This is a genomic window from Bacillus sp. AF23, from assembly GCF_020861455.1.
Taxonomy (GTDB): Bacteria; Bacillota; Bacilli; order Bacillales; family Bacillaceae; genus Bacillus; species Bacillus halotolerans.
The window spans coordinates 12,305-31,771 of record NZ_JAJHVY010000017.1 but is presented as its reverse complement, the minus strand read 5'-3'; the positions used below and the strand labels follow the sequence as shown (position 1 = coordinate 31,771).

19 protein-coding genes are annotated in these 19,467 nt (G+C 42.2%); 12 read left to right on the top strand and 7 right to left on the bottom strand.

Features of this window, described 5'->3' with window-relative positions; genetic code table 11:
* Positions 1-36 precede the first annotated feature (36 nt).
* Positions 37-501, top strand: a complete 465-nt coding sequence (locus LNN34_RS08860; protein ID WP_081638289.1) for a MarR family winged helix-turn-helix transcriptional regulator — start codon at positions 37-39, stop codon at positions 499-501.
* A gap of 18 nt (positions 502-519) precedes the next feature.
* Here LNN34_RS08860 and LNN34_RS08855 read toward each other — a convergent pair whose 3' ends face one another.
* On the bottom strand, positions 520-1,641 hold the full coding sequence (locus tag LNN34_RS08855; RefSeq protein WP_198097648.1) for an MGDG synthase family glycosyltransferase: 1,122 nt from the start codon (positions 1,639-1,641) through the stop codon (positions 520-522).
* A gap of 93 nt (positions 1,642-1,734) precedes the next feature.
* On the opposite strand from LNN34_RS08855, the gene LNN34_RS08850 reads away from it, so the two are divergent.
* The gene (locus LNN34_RS08850; protein ID WP_101865237.1) at positions 1,735-2,286 is read left to right on the top strand and encodes a YkoP family protein; all 552 of its coding nucleotides are present in this window, start codon (positions 1,735-1,737) and stop codon (positions 2,284-2,286) included.
* Positions 2,287-2,308: 22 nt separating this feature from the next.
* On the opposite strand, the gene LNN34_RS08845 is transcribed toward LNN34_RS08850, so the two are convergent.
* Complete coding sequence (locus LNN34_RS08845) at positions 2,309-3,082, bottom strand: metallophosphoesterase (protein ID WP_267476670.1); 774 nt, start codon at positions 3,080-3,082, stop codon at positions 2,309-2,311.
* Between the two features lie 238 nt (positions 3,083-3,320).
* On the opposite strand from LNN34_RS08845, the gene LNN34_RS08840 reads away from it, so the two are divergent.
* Positions 3,321-5,012, top strand: coding sequence for a DUF6044 family protein (locus LNN34_RS08840; protein WP_095713455.1), 1,692 nt, complete (start codon positions 3,321-3,323; stop codon positions 5,010-5,012).
* 12 nt (positions 5,013-5,024) lie between these two features.
* Positions 5,025-6,038 carry a glycosyltransferase family 2 protein gene (locus LNN34_RS08835; RefSeq protein WP_059292906.1) on the top strand — a complete coding sequence of 338 codons (1,014 nt, stop codon included), beginning with the start codon at positions 5,025-5,027 and terminating at the stop codon, positions 6,036-6,038.
* Between the two features lie 27 nt (positions 6,039-6,065).
* Here the strand turns inward: LNN34_RS08835 and LNN34_RS08830 are convergent, their stop codons facing one another.
* The 3 genes from LNN34_RS08830 to LNN34_RS08820 are packed head-to-tail and all read right to left on the bottom strand — an operon-like array spanning position 6,066 to position 11,281.
* Positions 6,066-7,901 carry a DNA ligase D gene (locus tag LNN34_RS08830; protein ID WP_229043109.1) on the bottom strand — a complete coding sequence of 612 codons (1,836 nt, stop codon included), beginning with the start codon at positions 7,899-7,901 and terminating at the stop codon, positions 6,066-6,068.
* Positions 7,902-7,904: 3 nt separating this feature from the next.
* Positions 7,905-8,840 (bottom strand): Ku protein, encoded by a 936-nt coding sequence (locus LNN34_RS08825; protein ID WP_083510088.1) that lies wholly within the window; start codon positions 8,838-8,840, stop codon positions 7,905-7,907.
* A 38-nt stretch (positions 8,841-8,878) separates the two neighbouring features.
* The gene (locus tag LNN34_RS08820; RefSeq protein WP_229043108.1) at positions 8,879-11,281 is read right to left on the bottom strand and encodes an EAL domain-containing protein; all 2,403 of its coding nucleotides are present in this window, start codon (positions 11,279-11,281) and stop codon (positions 8,879-8,881) included.
* A gap of 189 nt (positions 11,282-11,470) precedes the next feature.
* On the opposite strand from LNN34_RS08820, the gene LNN34_RS08815 reads away from it, so the two are divergent.
* The 4 genes from LNN34_RS08815 to LNN34_RS08800 all read left to right on the top strand — a co-directional run bounded on the left by LNN34_RS08815 (position 11,471) and on the right by LNN34_RS08800 (position 15,342).
* Positions 11,471-12,139 (top strand): DedA family protein, encoded by a 669-nt coding sequence (locus tag LNN34_RS08815; protein ID WP_059335905.1) that lies wholly within the window; start codon positions 11,471-11,473, stop codon positions 12,137-12,139.
* A gap of 256 nt (positions 12,140-12,395) precedes the next feature.
* A complete protein-coding gene (locus tag LNN34_RS08810) occupies positions 12,396-13,190 on the top strand; it encodes a TerC family protein (RefSeq protein ID WP_044156151.1) in 795 nt (264 codons plus the stop codon).
* Positions 13,191-13,453: 263 nt separating this feature from the next.
* Complete coding sequence (gene sigI, locus LNN34_RS08805) at positions 13,454-14,209, top strand: RNA polymerase sigma factor SigI (RefSeq protein ID WP_229043107.1); 756 nt, start codon at positions 13,454-13,456, stop codon at positions 14,207-14,209.
* Positions 14,206-15,342: an anti-sigma factor domain-containing protein gene (locus LNN34_RS08800; RefSeq protein ID WP_059292901.1), complete on the top strand. Its 1,137-nt coding sequence runs from the start codon at positions 14,206-14,208 to the stop codon at positions 15,340-15,342. The genes sigI and LNN34_RS08800 overlap by 4 nt, the downstream gene beginning before the upstream one ends.
* 10 nt (positions 15,343-15,352) lie before the next feature.
* On the opposite strand, the gene sspD is transcribed toward LNN34_RS08800, so the two are convergent.
* Positions 15,353-15,547 (bottom strand): acid-soluble spore protein SspD, encoded by a 195-nt coding sequence (gene sspD / locus LNN34_RS08795; RefSeq protein WP_010333988.1) that lies wholly within the window; start codon positions 15,545-15,547, stop codon positions 15,353-15,355.
* 135 nt (positions 15,548-15,682) lie between these two features.
* Complete coding sequence (locus tag LNN34_RS08790) at positions 15,683-16,384, bottom strand: DUF1836 domain-containing protein (RefSeq protein WP_101865233.1); 702 nt, start codon at positions 16,382-16,384, stop codon at positions 15,683-15,685.
* A 171-nt stretch (positions 16,385-16,555) separates the two neighbouring features.
* Between LNN34_RS08790 and htpX the strand changes: the two genes are divergently transcribed.
* The 4 genes from htpX to LNN34_RS08770 all read left to right on the top strand — a co-directional run bounded on the left by htpX (position 16,556) and on the right by LNN34_RS08770 (position 19,458).
* On the top strand, positions 16,556-17,452 hold the full coding sequence (htpX, locus tag LNN34_RS08785) for a protease HtpX (RefSeq protein WP_059292899.1): 897 nt from the start codon (positions 16,556-16,558) through the stop codon (positions 17,450-17,452).
* Positions 17,453-17,625: 173 nt separating this feature from the next.
* Positions 17,626-18,975, top strand: coding sequence for a Ktr system potassium transporter KtrD (gene ktrD, locus LNN34_RS08780; protein ID WP_044156144.1), 1,350 nt, complete (start codon positions 17,626-17,628; stop codon positions 18,973-18,975).
* Positions 18,976-19,129: 154 nt separating this feature from the next.
* Complete coding sequence (locus LNN34_RS08775) at positions 19,130-19,285, top strand: hypothetical protein (protein ID WP_010333992.1); 156 nt, start codon at positions 19,130-19,132, stop codon at positions 19,283-19,285.
* 2 nt (positions 19,286-19,287) lie between these two features.
* On the top strand, positions 19,288-19,458 hold the full coding sequence (locus LNN34_RS08770; protein ID WP_024121154.1) for a hypothetical protein: 171 nt from the start codon (positions 19,288-19,290) through the stop codon (positions 19,456-19,458).
* Positions 19,459-19,467 lie beyond the last annotated feature (9 nt).

The window sequence follows — 19,467 nt, the reverse complement described above, 5'->3', positions numbered from 1 at the left end:
TTATTTTTTTATAAAAATTCTATATACGGGGTAGATATGATGAGATTATCGTTTAACGAAGAAGAAGTTGAGCGTGCGATGAATTTGTACAGAGTTTTTGCAAGGGCTTTCAAAAGTGTGTCTGAACACAGCATCCGTGACAGCAAAGAGCACGGCTTTAATCCCACAGAATTTGCCGTACTGGAACTTTTGTATACGAGAGGCCCGCAAAAATTACAGCAAATTGGGTCGCGACTTCTGCTTGTAAGCGGAAACGTCACATATGTCATTGACAAGCTAGAAAGAAACGGGTTTTTAGTCAGGGAGCAGGACCCGAAAGATAAACGCTCCGTTTACGCGCATCTCACGGATAAAGGGAATGAGTATTTGGATAAAATTTATCCAATCCATGCGCTCCGTATAGCGAGAGCGTTTTCAGGCCTTTCGTCTGATGAGCAGGACCAGCTGATCCTCCTGCTGAAGAAAGCAGGTATTCACAGCCAGCATTTACTGTTTCGTTAGTCATTCCACACTCTCTTTTCAGGAGGGTGTTTTTTTATGTTCACATTCATCTAATATCCTTTTTAAAACCTCCCCAATCTCCCGGTCACACATTTGGCCAAGATACTCCCTGACTTGCTTCTCTGCTGCTGCCCGTTCATTCGATTGAAAAAATGCGGAAATGCGTTCCTCTGCCCGCTTCATATCCCAGTTTCTTATATCTGTGACAAGCTGCCGTTCTTTTAACAGGTTCACATTCATTTCCTCCTGTCCCGGCAGCGCATGATAGATAAATACCGGAAGCCTTTTCTTTAAGCATTCACTGATGGTTACGCCTCCTGGCTTTGTCATGACGCCTGAGGCTTGTGCGTACAGACTGTTCATTTCTGCTTTGCTGTGAAGGTATGGGATCGCTTCGATAAAAGGATGTTGTAAACTTTTGACATAGCGGTAGAGCTTTTCGTTTCTGCCGCATAATATTTTGTATAAGATGTTTCCGCCTGGCGACAGCTCCTGGACCAGCTTAAAAATACCTCCGACTCCCATACTGCCGCCTGTAATCATGACGGTATAAGGCGGACGATGCTGACAGGTTTCTGCGGTTCCTGTTTCATAAGCCCGGTGAACGGGAATGCCGGTCAAAAATATTTTTTCCTGGCTGATTCCTTCGGTCATGAGCTGCTTCTTGATATCCATGATCGGGACAAAGTGGTAGTCAATGTTCTTCCGCCCCCATACCTGATTCACAAAAAAATCCGTGTATACATTTACAATGGTCATGTTTGGATATTCCGGTTTCAGCCGGTTTAGCAGGTAAGAAGGCAGGGCGTGTGTGCAGAAGGCGATATCAGGCTGTTTTTCTTTGAGAATCTGTCTCATGCTTTGCATAAACAGCCATTCATACATGGCATAGCGTTTGACATTTTTACACTCTCCGCAAGCGAGAAGCTTGTATATTCCGCTGTACGTTTTCGGGAAATATTGAATCCATTTTAAATAAGCTGAGGAGGACAGTTGTTCTAAACGTTTATACGTATGTGAAAAGATATCAATTTTTTCTGAATGCAGTCCTTTAGATTCCAGATCAGCCTTCAGGGTATCAGCAACATGATGATGCCCGGTGGAAATGCTTAAAAAAGGAAAAATAAGAATGTTTGTCATGTCCGTCCTCCTTAAAAATATGGCAACTATATTTTGGGGAGAATCATCACAAAATATAAGGGTGTTTTTTTTGATGATAAGGAAGGTGAAGAGATGAAAACCTGTTTCCTTTCCATTTGGAGAGTAATTGACCCGATTTATTTCTTTTTTTCGAGGCTGACTTTGATTGAAGATGAGCGAAAATGCGTCTTTCGAGTCAGACTGACGAAATACAAAGGGCATCATGTCGTGCTGAGTGACGGAACGCATATAAGAAAAAACGATGTGCTCGTTAAAATCCATCTGCACAACATCAAGCTGATCAGGGAACTGCAAAGCATTGAAAGCGCAGTCAGAAAAGGAATCATTATTTATCAAAAAGTATATCAATCAATGCCGATGCTGCTGGAGTATATCAACAATCATAAAAAAAGCGAAAAAATCAAAGGAATCATTGGCATTACAATGCTTGATAAAGGGGTAGAAAGACTCGGCTTTGACGTGGTAACCCCGGTCAATCCTTTTTACAGATCCTTTAAAAAAATCACCCATATGCCGATTTTATATTTAACGTCAAAGCCAGTGAGCTTGCGAAATCTGCCGGATTCATCCTATTTGTTTATCTCGAAAGAAAAGCTTCAGCACACCTATCAAAAAAAAGACTGATGCCATGGTCAGCACAGTCTTTTTAAATTTGATGGAAAGTCACTTCGGGGCGGCTTCCTACACGGATATTAACGCCAGTTTGTCCTAAACCTTCACTGATATAAAACGGTTTATCGTGATGATAATGAAGCCCTTTAATCATATTCATGCGTACAAGCTTGCCCATTTTCACCAAATGATACGGCTTTGGCCAGTGGATTTGCCCTCCGTGAAAATGGCCTGATAACAGGTAGTCAAAATGAATATCCTGCATCTCTAAAATAATGTTTGGATCATGTGTCAATACAAGGTAATAGCCATTCTGAAGGCCTTTATAAGAGTTTGTGATTTTACTGCGATTCGTACTGTAATCGTCAATTCCGATAATATTAACAGGCCCTGCATCAGTATTGATGTGAACATGTTCATTTTGCAGCGTAATGCAGCCATTTTCCTCCAGCACTCGCTTTAATCTTTGAAAGTCCTTATCTTTTAATACATAATCATGATTGCCAAACACCGCGTACATGCCATAAGCAGGCTTCAGTTGTTGCAGTGCCTGCAAGTAGCCGGCAAGCTTTGGAATATTTCGTTTCCGGTCAAGAAAATCTCCGGTCAGCGCAATGATGTCTACAGGTTGATTATTTGTTAAACGATACAGCTCATCAGGCGATACAGAAATGTTTTCTAAATGAAGATCCGATAAATGAAGGATATTCAGTTTTTTTCTTGCTGGAAGGCCGTCTTGCTGATCAATTGAAATCGTGTTGACCTTCACATCTTTTGTGTTGCGGTTTGCTTTATATATAAATGGCATAACAGCAAGTATGACCAATGAAAGTAAGATGAACACATGTATCCCCTCCCTTCTACCAGTATAGTAAGTGATCCAGCCTTATGGATAGCGGGAATTAATGGGTTGAAGACCAGTTTGAAAAATGCAGAAAGGATTGTCATTTGATGAATGTTTTAGAAGGGAAAAGGGATAATAAATTTTGACAGGTGAGGCAGATCATGCCCAATAGAAGTCAGAATAACAGATGGATGTGTTAGGGATGTTACGATTAAGACAACACAAAAAAGAAACATATTATCTTTTGATGGCTTTATTTCTCCTTTTGCTGTATGTCTCCCCGCTTTTTATTTTGAAGGAAGACGCCCATATTCGCGTACACGATAATTTGGATTCCAATATCGCTTGGTACAAGGTGCTGGCCGACAGCGGAGAAATCATCGGCAAAGTTGATGCTGCCATTCCGCAAATCATTAACGGACTGCCACGGGATGCGTTCGGCACTGAGTGGAGCGGAATTGTTTGGCTGCACGCGTTGTTTTCTTCTATGACCGCCTATGCGGTAAGCCAGACCATTACGAGAGTTGTCGCTTTCTTCGGAATGTATGTGCTGCTGAAGAAACATGTGATTCCGGAGGAGAAAGCGGCATTGATCCGAATTGGCGTATCGCTCGCATTTGCCTTAACGCCTTTTTGGCCTTCTGGAATGCTGAGCACGCTTGGATACCCTTTGGCGCTGTGGGCTTTTTTGAATATCCGAAAAGGGGATATCTCATGGAGAGAATGGCTGACGCTCGGTTTGCTGCCGTTGTATTCAAGCTTTGTATTAGGCTTCTTCTTTTTCTTGGCTGGGATGGCATGCTTCTGGCTGTATGATGTCATCACAAAAAGAAAATGGAATTTCATTTTCTTAGGCAGCATCGCTTTTATGACAAGTATTTATCTATTTGTCGAGTACCGGCTTGTCTATTCGATGTTGATTTCACACGCGCCGATGCACCGGATTGAATTTATTTCATCAAGGCATGATGTTTGGCACTCTCTGCGTTTGTCCGTCAAAAACTTTGTCTACGGACACAACCATGTCATGACAGTTCATACCGTTGTGATTCTTCCAATCTTATTACTCGTCTTTTTTGCTGTGCTGTTCAAACGAAATCGGACAAGGGAAGAAAACGTTTATCTTTTTCTCTGCGTGCTGAATTATGCGCTGTCACTGTGGTATGCGTTTTGGTTCAACAAAATATGGGCTGTTCCAAAGCAGAAATTTGCATTTTTAGCTGAATTTAATTTTGCCCGTTTTCATTTTTTGCGCCCGCTGGTGATCTACATGAGTTTTGCGCTCGCTTTGTACCTCATCTGGCGGATGGGGAAAAAGTGGCGATGGCTGGTGTATGCGGCAGTTACTGCGCAGCTGATGGTCCTTGCGCCTTTTAATGAGGAGTATACGTATGGCGTTCACTACAACGCGCCGACGTTTCGTGAATTTTACGCGTCTGACCAATTTAAAGAAATTAAGGAGTATATCGGGCGCCCGCAAGATTCGTACAGGGTGGCGAGTATCGGTCTGCATCCGTCTATTGCCCAATACAACGGTTTTTACACCTTAGATACATATAACAACCTGTACCCGCTCTCATATAAATATGAATTTAGAAAAATCATTGAAAAAGAGCTAGAAAAAAACGCCCAATTGAAACGATACTTTGATGAATGGGGGAGCCGCTGCTATCTGTTCGTCGATGAGCTTGGCAAACGATATGACTTTAAAAAGAATTCTAAGAAAACAATCAATCATCTTGAATTAAATACAGATGTGTTTCAACAAATGGGCGGACAATATATTTTTTCTTCGGTTCCCATCATGAACGCTGACCAAAACCACCTGGCGCTCGTGAAAACATTTGACCATAAAGATTCCGCCTGGCGCATTTATTTATACGAAACAAAATAAGGAGGATATCGATTGAAACAGCCACAGCCAGTGTTAACCATCGTCGTTCCGTGTTTCAATGAAGAGGAAGTATTTAAAGAGACAAGCCGTCAGCTGACGGAGGTTGTAAACAGCTTAATGGAAGAAAAAATGATATCCGAAGACAGTAAAATTTTATTTGTTGATGACGGCAGCAAAGACCGCACCTGGTCTTTGATTGCCATGGAAAGTGTGAAAAACAAGAAGGTAACCGGATTAAAATTAGCCTGCAATGTCGGACATCAAAAAGCGCTTTTAGCAGGTCTGCATAAAGCAAAGCAAAAATCAGACTGCGTGATTTCGATTGATGCCGATCTGCAGGATGATATCTCTGTTATCAAGGATTTTATGATGAAATATCACGATGGTTTTGAAATCGTGTACGGCGTGCGCCGCAGCCGGAAAACCGATACCTTTTTTAAGCGCACGACCGCTATAGCGTTTTACCGGCTCATGAATAAGCTTGGTATTAAGTTAATTTACAATCATGCCGATTTTCGCTTAATGAATAAACGGGCGCTTGAAGAACTCGCGCGCTATCCGGAAGCCAATTTGTTTTTAAGGGGCATCGTTCCTATGATCGGCTTCAGGTCAGCTGAAGTCTTGTATGACCGCAAAGAACGTTTTGCCGGAAAAACGAAATATCCGCTGAAAAAAATGCTTTCATTCGCATTTAACGGAATCACATCCTTCAGTGTGGCCCCGATTCGCTTTTTTACGCTTTTGGGTTTTCTATTATTTTTGGTAAGCGCCATGGCGGGGATTGGCGCAGTCATTCAAAAAATGCTCGGCCACACAAATGCGGGCTGGGCGTCTCTCATCATCTCTATTTGGTTTCTGGGCGGATTGCAGCTCATGGGAATCGGGATTATCGGCGAATATATCGGAACGATTTTCTCTGAAGTGAAAAGACGGCCGAAATATGCGGTGGATATCGATTTGTATAATGAACCCTTGAGCCCGCTGCAGCGCCAGGAAAGTGAACGTTTGGAGAAAAAATACAGTTGAAACAACACAAAGAGCTGACCGGATAAGTCAGCTCTTTTTCTTCAGCTGATTCAAAATAGCGGCAAGAGGTTCATCCTGCGGATTGCGGTAAAAATCATAGAACGGGCATCCGTGTTTCTTGACCCGGTCAACGACGGTATTGATTGTATACATCGCCGGTGTCAAAGATGGCTGCACCTCGTGCCAATACAGCGGCGCTGCTACGGTGCCAAGCTCGTTTCCCCTGGTGGAATAGGGGCAGATAATCGTTTTTCCTTCAGCATGCTGCAAATAATCGAGATACAATTTTCCATGCCTGTTTTTGATCAGGCGTTCGGTTGTAAATAGGTCTGGAAATGCATTGGTACAATATTCGGCAATCAGCTGTGTAAATTGGCGTGTGTCCTCGTACGTAAATGCTTCTGGTGACAAGGGAATGTAAAGCTGAATCCCCTTGTTGCCGGAAAGCTTCGGATACGATGTGATGCCGAAGGATTCAAAGAGCCGTTTGAGTTCATTTGCTGCCTGAACAGCCATCAGAAAGTCATCTCGGGACGGGGGATCTAAATCAATGACAATCTCTGCCGGCCTTCTGCTTGTAATCGTTTGAAAAGGAACATGAAACTCCAAAGCGAGCTGATTGGCAAGCCACAATAAGGTGGACAGGTCCTTACAGACAACATGTTCATGGCTACCGTCAAAAAAGGATTGGACAAAGTCCGGTGTATAATCCGGCTTATTTTTTTGGAAAAAGGATTCGCCCCTTGATCCGTGCGGATAGCGAATAACTGTGACAGCACGGTCTTTGAGAAACGGGAACAGGTAGTCGCTGATTTCAATCATATACTGGATGAAATCTTCTTTTGTTTTTTTATGCTTTTCAAATATGATTTTATCCAGGCTTGTAAACTGCAGTTTTGGATGTACCGGCTTTGAGCGGCGCACAAGCTGTGCAAAGGTGCAGTCGGTCCAGTCCATTTGAAATTGAAATGTGACAAACGAAACCTCTCGTAGCGTGCCTTGTAAAATCGTTAAGTACTGGACAGTAGCGCAGATAGAAGGTTCGAGCGTATATTCACCTGATGCTGTTTTATGTCCGTGCTGTTCCATAATCGATCGTATTGCATTTTTTTCTTCCTCGCTCATCCCATGTGATACAGAGGCGACAGGCGTCATTACACCGTTTTTTAACACAGAAACCGTCAGAAATCCATTGTGAGGATTAAATCCAGTGATACAAACATCGGCATGTTTAAAGTTTTTATATTTCAGCCAATCAGATGACCGTTTTTTTTCGAGCCATTTGCTGTTGATTTTTTTCGCTACAATTCCTTCTCCGTCATACTTTATTACCTTCTCCCAAATCGGATCGAGGTGCTGGTAGGAGGGGATATACTGAATGGTTTCCTTTGCATAAGGATTTGGCTCAGCCGGGAGCTTTGCAGCAGACATCAGCTCATGCAGCGATGTTTTTCGGTCAATATAGGAATAAGTCGATACATCTTGTCCGCTTCGTTCCAAAAGGTCAAATGCGAGAAAACAGCAAGGCCGAGAGTTTGCGGATTCCTGTATCTTCTCCGGCCTTTTCAAACGTCCCCGCACTTGCATATGTTCAAAATCTGAACGGAATGGATTCGCCAAAAACACGATTTCTCCGTCAAGTGTTAACGGAAGTTCCTTTTCAATATGCTGAAAAGCAGTTTCGGTAAAGTTGGCAATTTCAGGGAAGGTACTGTTAAGCTTTAAGCCATTTCTGCTCGTTAATGTCACGCCTGACGGATGAATGCGGAGAATACAGCGAAACCCGTCATATTTTACTTCGTAATGCCATTCCGCTCCTTTTGGAGGTGACGCAGTAAGCACGGGCTGCATGGTAAACGCCATTGGTTATGATGTGCCGGAGACTTTTTTTCTAGTGGTTTTCTGCTTTTTTTCTCCGGCTCCTTTCGGTTCTCCGCCTTCGGCTGGTGCTGCCGCTGGTTTTTCCCGATTCGGCATTTTGGTTCGATCGATGCTGGCTTGAAGTGCGCTGACCAGGTCGATCACATCCTCACGAGGAGGCGCTTTGTCAGGAGTGACGGCTGTTTCTTTATTTTCCAGCTTATCATTGACTCTTTGCAGCAAGGCTTTTCGATATGTGTCCTCATATTGTTCCGGCTGAAATTCAGTTGTCAGCTCATCTATCAGTGTAATGGCGGTCTGCAATTCTTTATCATTTACACTTGATTGATCAGGCACTCCGGGTACGTGGGCAGCACTACGGACCTCATCGGGATAATGAATGGATTCCATTACGATGCAATTTTCATATACGCGGAGAATGGCAAGCTGCTGTTTCGACCTGATCGTCATATTGGCGATCCCGATCTTTCCGGTGGACCGAAGCGCCTCGCGAAGAAGAGTATAGGCTTTCGTGCCGTTATCTCCGGGTCCGACAAAGTAGGAGCGGTTAAAATATATCGGGTCAATTTCCTGCAGCTGAACAAAATCGACAATTTCAACCGCTTTCTCTTCATGCTCCTGCTTTAAGCTTTTTAAATCTTCATCAGTCAGCACGACATATTTTCCTTTTACGTATTCATATCCCTTCACAATTTCGTCAGGACTGAGCGTTTTTTCGCAGTTGGTACACATTTTTTCATATTTAATTGGCGCATGATCTTCTTTATGAAGGCTTCGCAGTTTGATGTCTTTGTCTTCTGTGGCGGCATAAAGCTTGATGGGGATATTCACCAAACCGAAGCTGATGGATCCCTTCCACATTGTATGCATATCGATGAACCCCTTTTTTTCATTATTGTGGAGATGAGAGGGGTGATTCATGTGTAGTAACTTATGGGTATAAAAAACAGCCGGCGCTGTTAACGCGGCGGCTGGTTCAATATCAAGTGTTCAAGCTGTTCGGGCGGTATTGGCCTGCTGAAAAAGAAGCCCTGTAAATGGTCACAGCCTTTTTCGTCAAGCAGCTGTTTTTGTCCGGAGTTTTCCACGCCTTCGGCAATGACTTGTAAAGACAGCTGATGGCCCATGGCAATAATGGCGCCTGTAATTTGTTCTGATTTCGGGTGTGTCTGAATATCGTCGATGAATGATTTATCGATTTTCAGCCTGTGGATCGGAAAGTCCTTTAAATAGCTTAGAGAACTATGCCCCGTGCCAAAATCGTCAATGCTGATCCTGATGCCTAATTTGGTTAAAGAAGATAGAACCTTTTTGGAGTGGTCAAGATTATCCATAGTCATGCTTTCTGTTACTTCAACTTCAAGAAGGCGAGGGGGAAGCATGTATTTAGAAAGTGTATTCTTGATGAGCGGAATCAGTTCCTCCGATTGAAACTGTCTGGCGGAAATATTAATGGCGACAGAAAGATCAAATCCTTTGTCGTGCCACTCTTTTGCCTGCCTGCACGCCTCATCAATAATCCACTTTCCAATATCAATAATAAGGCCGGTTTCTTCGGCAACACCGATGAATTCTCCAGGCGGACGCAGATTGCCGTCGGGAGTGACAAGGCGTATGAGCGCTTCAGCACCTGTCATTTTTTGATCTCTTGTACTGAATTGCGGCTGATAGTGCAAGACAAATCTTTTGTTATCAATCGCTTCCCTCAGCTCCATTTCTTGATTAAGCTTGACGGTTTCTTTATTGCCGATTGAGAAAGAGTAGTATCTGTATTTGCTTTTGTTTCGCTCTTTGGCCGCATACATTGCCATATCTGCTTTTTTCATCAATTCAGGGCCGTCTGTTCCGTCTTTAGGAGAAATCGCAATTCCGATGCTGACGGATGTAATAAGGGTGTGTTCCTGAATTTTAAATGGCTTTTTGAATTGCTGAATGATTTTTTTAGCCAAAGTATCGGCTTCCCCCGTTCCGGTATTGGCGTCAGTCAAAATAATAATGAATTCGTCACCCCCAAGCCGTGCGATAAATCCATTATCAGGTATAACGGATGAAAGCCGTTTAGCCGCGAGCTGGAGCAGCTGATCGCCGACATTATGGCCTAATGCGTCATTTATCACTTTAAACCGGTTCAAATCTAAGAAAAATACCACGGTGTTATAATCCAAGGCATGCTCGCGATTCAAGACCTTTGTTAAATGGGAGATCGCATGTCTTCTGTTGGGTAAATCTGTAAGTGAGTCGTAATGAGCCATTCTATGGATTTTTTTTTCGGCTCTGTACTGTTTTGTCACATCTTTACAGATGACATATATGCTGTCCAGTTCTTGGTTCACCTCAACAGGGATAAACGTAATATTTAAATGAAACTGGCCTTTGTCCGTCATGAGATTGGTATCACTGTTAATGGCTTGTTTTTCGCCTTTGACCTGCTTAAAAAGCGCATTGATTTTTGGCGACATATAATGATTCCAATTTTGATGGTGTAGGCCGAAATTATTCATCATATCCTCACCGGCATGATTAGAAGATATAATATCTCCTTTTAATGACAGGATAAAGATCGCATCAATATTATGAATGATTAAAGATTGAAACCGCTGTTCGTTATCCTTCATGCGTTCATTTTGTTTCATGAATTTTCGATCAGCATGAGAACTGAATAATAATAACGTTTGCATACAGAAGACGATTAAGGCAATCAGAATAGACCAATCGAATGTATGGACTTCCATATGATGGTCGGGAGGTGCAACATCTTCATAAAATGTAGCGGCCATCATTCCTGTATAATGCATTCCCGATATGCCAATTCCCATTATTAAGGCACTGATTATTTTATAAATCAGCAAATGGTCTGCAGGTTTTTTCATGGACAAGTCAAAGAAAATCTTTAGTGAGACTAAAGATGCTCCAATGGCAATGACAATGGATAATGTAAAAAGCAGCGGTTCATACATCATCATTACCCGGGAAATGGAAGACATTCCGATATAATGCATAGATGAAATCGATGCACCCAGCACCACCGATCCTGTAAGCAGTCTGTAAAAGGTTAGGATATAACGGCTGACGATATATAAAGAAACAAATGATCCAGAAACAGCAGCTGCAATCGAGGCAACTAAAGGCGTCAGTTCATAATGCATCGGCATCTCCGTATGAACAGCCATCATGCCGATAAAATGCATGGACCAAATCCCAAAGCCCATAATGATAGAGCCTGCAATCAGCCACACCTTGCTTTTTAATCCTGTATGAATGGTGACTTTTCTTGAAAGTTCAAGGGAGGTGAACGATGCTGCGCAAGCAATAAGAATAGATAAACATATAAGTGTTGTATTATACGTTGCGTGTAATTCCATATGGAGATTCCCCCGTGTGTTCCAGTCTTGTTGACTCTCCTTAATATCGGCTGTCAGCTAAAGAATTTCAGTCTATAGGCCTGGAGAAATTGTCAGAAAAATGCTTGAAATGATGATTCTCTGTTTTTAGTTCTGCTGACCGTCAAAAATATGTTAAAATCATTTTGATGTTTTGAGTGAAAAACAAAAATGTGTATACATAGATCAGGGAAAAGGGAAGTGAAGATGATCGAAGAATTGGTTATGTCCTGGATAGAAGCATTTAAAAGCTTATCTTATTTCGGAATTTTTCTGGCGCTCTGTATTGAATTTATTCCGGCCGAAATTGTCCTTCCGCTTGCTGGGTATTGGGTATCGAAAGGTGACATGACGCTTGCCGGCGCTGTTCTGGCAGGATCATTAGGAGGAGTCGCCGGTCCGCTCACCCTGTATTGGATCGGGCGTTATGGAGGCAGGCCGTTTCTTGAACGTTTCGGAAAGTACCTCTTTATAAAGCCTGAGGCTCTTGACAAATCGGATGAATTTTTTAAAAAACATGGCGGTTTTGTCGCTTTCAGCGGCCGCTTCCTGCCGGGGATCCGCACACTGATTTCCATACCATGCGGCATCGCAAAAATGAATGTCTGGGTGTTTTCTCTTTACACGTTTATCGCCATGCTTCCGATCACATTTGTTTATGTATATCTCGGTGTGAAGCTCGGAGAAAATTGGAAAGACGTTGGCTCTATTCTAGACCAATATATGCTGCCGATCGGGATCGCCATTTTGATCTTGTTTGTTCTTTATTTACTGATAAAGAAGAGGAAAAAACGAATTCAGTCTGAACATTTTTCAGTTTTTTTAAAAAATAAGCGTTGACAAATAAGCTCTCTCCGCATATCATTGACATATAATATGATATTTCTTGAAATCCCAAAGGGGAGTAGCGTCCGGAATGTTCCGGAAACAAAGTCGTCATTTCATGGATAGTGATATCCATCGGCTTTGTTGGCATGCCTGAATTCATGTCTAGCAAGACCTTTGCCTTATGTCGGCAAAGGTCTTTTTTGCATGTCCGGCCGGCATAAGATCGGATGAAGAGAAAGAAAACAACTTTTTTGGGAGGGTATCATTTATGGATGCAGCATTATTATTGGAGTATGGTTGGGTTCTTCTCGTCTTGATCGGGCTGGAAGGTATTTTAGCCGCCGATAACGCTTTAGTGATGGCGGTTATGGTAAAACATCTGCCGGAGGAGCAAAGAAAGAAGGCATTGTTTTACGGGCTGGCAGGCGCCTTTGTTCTGCGATTTGGCTCTTTATTCGCTATTTCCTTTTTGGTGAACGTATGGCAGGTTCAAGCCATTGGCGCGATCTACTTGCTGTATATTGCAGCAAGCCACTTGCTCAAAAGATATGTATTTAAGAAAGAAGACAATCATAAGGTGACGAAGCAAAGCGGGTTTTGGCCGACTGTATTAAAGGTTGAGCTGGCAGATATCGCTTTTGCTGTTGATTCCATCTTAGCGGCCGTCGCTCTGGCGGTTACGCTGCCGGGAACTTCACTTCCAAAGATCGGCGGACTTGATGGAGGACAATTCTTCGTTATTTTGGCCGGAGGCATTATCGGACTGGTGATTATGCGGTTTGCGGCATCGATGTTTGTTAAGCTTTTAAAGGAACGTCCAAGCCTAGAAACAGCAGCATTTGTTATTGTCGGATGGGTCGGGGTAAAGCTTGCTTTATATACACTCGCACATGATGACATCGCTATAGTGTCCTCGCACTTTATCCACTCAGGGACATGGAAGCTGATTTTCTGGGGTGTCTTAGCGGCGATCGCAGTTTGCGGCTGGTTTATGTCAGGCTCAAAAAAACAGGCGGAAGACGCACAAAACGAACAAAATGACAGAAGCCAAGAAAGGGCTTAATCATAAAGACTCTGCTGAAAAGCAGAGTCTTTTCATGTTTGAAGCGTTTTCACAGACGAAATAAAATAACATTTTTATAACAGCTTTGTTACAAAAACCTCTTTTAAAACCCCCAAAATTCTCATTAAAGGCACGAAATCCTGTATAGTACGTGAGAATGGATTGTCATAATTGAGACATTGGAAATCAATATTTCTTTTTCTCCTTTGCGATTCCCTATCAAATTAGCTATCATTAATGAGTAGTTATAGGGAGGAACTGAGGTGAAACCAGTGCTTAGCCTTTTGTTTAAATTGGGAAAAAAGAAGCAAATGCTTGAAAAATCTGTTGAAAGCATACAAAAAGGCAATAAAGATCTGCAAAACGAGTTGATACAGCAATATAAGCCATTTATCGCAAAGACGGTTTCATCCGTTTGTAAACGATATATAGATGAAAAAGACGATGAGTTCAGCATCGGACTGATTGCATTTAACGAAGCTATTGAAAAGTACTCACCTGAAAAAGGAAATTCGCTGCTCGCATTCGCAGAGCTTATTATAAAAAGAAAAGTCATTGATTACATTAGAAAAGAAGCAAGAACCGCTCAAAATATTAATATGGATTTACAGGAGGGTGACGATCAGGAATCCTCACAAAGCCTGATTGAAGCCGAGCTTTCTATTGATGAATACCGCCGCCAGATAGAACAGGAACAGAGGCGGGAGGAAATTCTGTATTTTCAAAAGCAGCTTAAAGACTACGGTCTTTCATTTCAAGAGCTGCTTGAACATTCTCCAAAGCATGCGGACGCAAGGCAAAACGCCATAAAGGTGGCGCTCACCCTTATCGAGCATGAAGAATTAGCTGCGATTCTTTATACGAAGAAACAGCTTCCTGTTAAACAGCTCGAACAGCTCGTTTCAGTAAGCAGAAAAACGATTGAGCGAAACAGAAAATATATCATTGCAATGTGCATTATCATTACCGGTGATTATATTTATTTAAAAGATTATCTTAAAGGGGTGCTGCACTCATGAGAAGAGGGATCATAGTAGAGAAAAATAAAAAATTCGTCACGTTGCTGACCCCTGACGGACAATTTTTAAAAGCAAAAAATGATCGCCAAACATATGAAATCGGAGAAGAAATCATGCTTCCGAGTGAGACACGCATGGGCAGAAGGGCCAGCTTTTTTGATGTTTTAAGACTGCGCCCTTTCAAAATGGGGATTTTTTCGATGACTGCTATTATGCTTTTTATTTTTATTATCCTCCCCGTTTTCTCTAATGACAAGGCCTATGCGTATATGACAATAGATATCAATCCAAGCTTCGAAATGGCGTTAAACAGCGATTACGAAGTGATCGAACTGACGCCCTTAAATGATGACGGCAAGAAGGTTATCAGTGACATCGATGATTGGGAGGAGACTGATTTTAAAAAGGTGATAGACGATATTATTACGGATTGCAGCGAGCATGGATATGTAAAGGAATCGAAAGAAATATTGATTTCCACTGTTTATGAAAATACGGATGACGATACATATAAATCAGGAGTAAAAAAACAGCTTAATGATGTAACGGAAAAATATAAAACGACATACCGCATGGAATCTCTCGAAACAGATATGAAAACGAGAGAAAAAGCAAAAAAGGAAGGCGTATCAACAGGCAGCTACATAAAATCAAATGAAAAGAATAACATGAAAGATCCAAACGAAGATTCTCAAAAATCCGGGGAAGAGGATCAAAAAAATACCGGCAGCGAGGAAGAAAACACGGATCAGACAGACGATCAGGACAGCAAACAAGGAGAAAATGAACAGCTGGATGATACGGATTCACAAAAAGAAGATACAACTGACACGCAGAATGATGATAGTGAACAGAATAAAGATGTAAAGGAATCGGATGAAAACACGAAAGTTGAAAAAGATGGGGATACTGAGCAAACCCCTACACAAGTTCCTCAAGATAACGGAAATGAAGAAGAAGACAATGGTGACCAGAATAGCAAAAATCGCAAAAATTGGAATAACGGTGAAAAAGGAAAGGATCATTCCTCATCTAATCGGGATAATGCTTCTTACCACCGTAATCCAAATGGCTACAGCAGTAATAATGAATCAGCTCAAACAGAAGATTCGCCGAGTGCCCCCGGCGAATAGAGTCCTGAGTTTATTTATTTGTGCCATTTAGCTGTGATTGTGCCTGCTGAACCAGACGCTTTGTCATTTCCCCGCCTACAGAGCCGTTAGCGCGTGAAACTGTATCAGAACCAAGGTTCACACCGAATTCTTGAGCCACTTCAAGTTTAAATTGGTCTAGTGCCTGCTCCACCCCTGGAACAACGAGTTTATTTCTGCTCGCCATCTTTTTTCATCTCCTTTTTCTATTAAGAAATTCTTAACGCGTATTTAGTTTGAAATGTACGGGGTTTATTTATGCTGGCAATTGTTGTGGGGGAATAAGAAACCCCCCGGCGATTTGCCGGGGGGTACATCCTGATTACAGTATGTCAGCGGTCATTTTGTTCGCGGTCGCCTGAATATGGAACGTCAAAATGGAGAGAACTGTAATGGCAATAATCTGCCTGATTTTGACCCATTGGGTGCCACTCAGCTCTTCAAAATGGTGACGAAGAAGGTCTGTTTCCTGTTCGACAATCTGCTGGAGATTTGATTCCTTCATGGAAGGAGTATCTTGGTGATAAATGGCATGCAGCACATGCGCGCAGCTTTCATAGTACGCTAACGGGCTGATGACATCATCAGATCTGTCTGAGATGGTGTTAAAAGCAACTTTTAAGATAGCTCGTATGTGTTCAAAGTCATAAATGGATTTTAGGTCACGTACAATTAAAAGAATCACTGCCTGTTCAACTGAATACTTTTTACCCAGCTCAGGATGGCCAATGAGATCTTTGATATCGCGTTTCACCCAATTTTGAATCGCGGTTGACTTTAACGAAGTCAGCTCGCATAAATTGCCAAGCTCAACGATTTCGTTGGTTGAAAGGCCGTATTCTTTTTTCTGTTTTTTTCGTTCATATCTTGTAAGAAATTCTGGAATTTGAAGATGGCTTGCAGCTTCTTCCGCTGACATATTCGCCGATTTAACGAGGATGTCGAGCGGGCTCATGTCTCCCAGGCCTTTAAGGGAATAGAGCAGCCGTACCATCTCCTTTCGAGTGAGTTTAAAAATATTCATTGTTCACCTCTTCAAGACAATTTGACGCGGATATAATCTCTATGTATAAATGCACTATTAAAGCGTCAGTAATACATTAACATCATACGTCTAAATCCTTGCATTTTCAAACAGATGTTTTATAATTTAAATATACAGGTTCATTTGATCTTAAAAATAACGGAGGTTATTATGGCGAAAAGAATTTTTCTGTTTATTTTAACGAATATTTTGGTGCTTACAACGATCGGCATTGTTTTATCTGTCATAAGCTCTGTCACTGGAGTTGGGACGTACTTTACAGCTGATGGCGATATAAATCTTATTGCGCTTCTTGTATTCAGTTTAGTCGTCGGTTTTGTCGGTTCCTTTATGTCTCTTGCGATGTCCAGATGGATGGCAAAAACAATGATGGGCGTCAGAGTGCTGAATCCGGAGAAACATACACTTAGCTATGAAGAGCAGCAATTGGTTGACCGTGTTTATAGATTAAGCCGCTCTGCCGGCTTAACGAAGATGCCGGAGGTCGGAATTTACCGCTCATCCGAAGTGAACGCGTTTGCGACCGGCCCTTCAAAACGCCGCTCTCTTGTCGCTGTGTCGTCAGGCCTGCTTGACCAAATGGATGACGCTGCGGTTGAAGGCGTGCTTGCCCATGAGGTCGCTCATATTGCAAATGGTGATATGGTGACAATGACGCTTTTACAAGGTATTGTGAATACCTTTGTCGTCTTTTTATCACGGATCGCTGCATGGATCGCGAGCCGCTTTGTTAAGGAAGATCTTGCTCCGATTGTTCATTTTATCGCAATGATTGTGTTTCAGATTGTCTTTTCAATTCTCGGAAGCCTCGTTGTTTTTGCGTATTCACGCCACCGTGAATTCCATGCTGACCGGGGAGGAGCGGATCTTGCCGGCAAGGATAAGATGATTCATGCTCTTCGAACGCTTAAGGGCTATTCTTCCCGCATCATGGAAGAAGATCAGACAGCTGTCCAAACACTAAAGATTAATGGCAAGAAGCGGTCATCGCTTTTCTCTACTCACCCTGATTTAGATGAAAGAATCAGACGATTAGAAGCTAAATAAAATAAAAACATCCTTCCTCTGAGAACCCTCAGAGGTTTTTTTTCTGTTTCACTTTGACTAAAATAATAAAAAAATATGCAAGTTAAGAAAATGTTTCGCAAAAGCCTTTAAAAATGGATCTAATATCTTTAGAATAATTACCGTACTTTAAAAGAGAGGCAGAAGGATTTCACATGAGATTAAAGCTTGGAAAATTGATACAGGCATTATCTCCGGCCCAGCTGATTGCATTATATTACTTTCTCGCAGTAACTGTGGCCCTGATATTGCTGAGCCTGCCGGCTGCCCATAAGCAGGGAGCGGATTGGACTTTTATTGACGCGCTTTTTACGGCTGTCAGTTCAGTCAGCGTCACGGGGCTGACGGTTGTGGATACAGCTGATACATTCAGCACTACAGGCATTTTTATTTTGGCATTTGTTCTGCAATTTGGCGGAATCGGGATTATGACGCTCGGAACGTTTATTTGGCTGATCATGGGAAAAAGAATCGGCCTTAAAGAACGGAAATTGATTATGGTAGACCAAAACCAATCTCAGTTTTCGGGTATTGTCAATTTAATGAAGCAGGTTCTTTTTCTTATATTGTGGATTGAATTTTTTGGAGGAATCATACTTGGCACTTATTTTTTAACCTACTATGATTCCTTTCAGGAAGCTTATTTACACGGGTTTTTTGCAAGTGTCAGCGCAACCACAAATGGCGGGTTTGATATAACAGGAAATTCCATGGTTCCATTCCGCCATGATTATTTTGTGCAGTTTATTACGATGCTTTTGATCATTTTCGGAGCGATCGGCTTTCCGGTGCTTGTCGAAGTAAAGGACTTCTTGTTTTCAAAGCATCGGAGATATCCGTTTACGCTTTTTACAAAAATCACGACCATTATGTTTGGCTCACTCGTAGTGTTTGGCGCCATCGGCATCTATGCGCTGGAAGCAAGCCACTCGTTTGCAGGAAAGGCATGGCATGATATTTTGTTTCTATCCTTGTTTCAATCAACAGCTACCCGAAGCGGCGGGCTTGCAACAATTGATATCAGCCAGCTGTCGGATCCCACGTTGTTTTTTATGTGCGCGCTGATGTTTATCGGTGCGTCACCAAGCTCAGTCGGAGGAGGCATAAGGACAACAACTTTTGCCTTGAATCTGCTTGCGCTGTTTCATTTTGCCCGCGGCAATAAAGCAGTAAAAGTATTCAAACGGGAGCTGCACCCAGCAGATCTGATGAAGTCTCTTGTGGTCACAATGATGGCGATTTTGCTCGTTTTTGGAGCGACACTGATCCTTACAGTGACAGAAAAGCATTCTCTGCTGCAGCTTTTGTTTGAGGTATGTTCGGCCTTTGGAACGACTGGTCTGTCCCTTGGCATTACCGCTGATTTGAGCAACGTAGGAAAATGTGTCATTATGATCGTCATGTTTATCGGGCGGATCGGAATATTGACCTTCCTTTATCTGATCGGTAGAAAAGAAATTGAAGCAAATTACCATTATCCGAAGGAAAGAGTGATTATCGGATAATGAAACACCGCATCTGCGGTGTTTTTTTATTGTCAAAAAAAAGATGTGTGACCCGGCACCAGTTGGAGAACCTAATATAAACAGCTGCAGTTAATCAGCTGGCCTGCATTTTCAAGCGAAATAAAAATTAGAAATACTGGCGAGGAGGATTTCTATGAAACGTAAGGCTGAGGTCAATGAAGCCATAAAAAATAACAATACACCGACTGAGAGTATGGACAGAAATGCATATAAGACTCAATATCACGACGACCCGAATTTCCGAGGGGCCAATCGCAATTCCAAACAAGGTCAGCAAGGAGGCGCGTGATCTTGAAAAAGAACCAGCACAGCAAAGACATGCAGAATCATAAAAAGCCGATGAATAAGAAGGTGCTTGAGGAAGAATTCTCAAGTGAGCTTGGGGATTACAACGCCGGGAAAATCATTGAAACCCTTGAAGTAACAAAGCCGAAAAAGAAAAAAGAGAAAAAACAAAAATAAAAAACACCT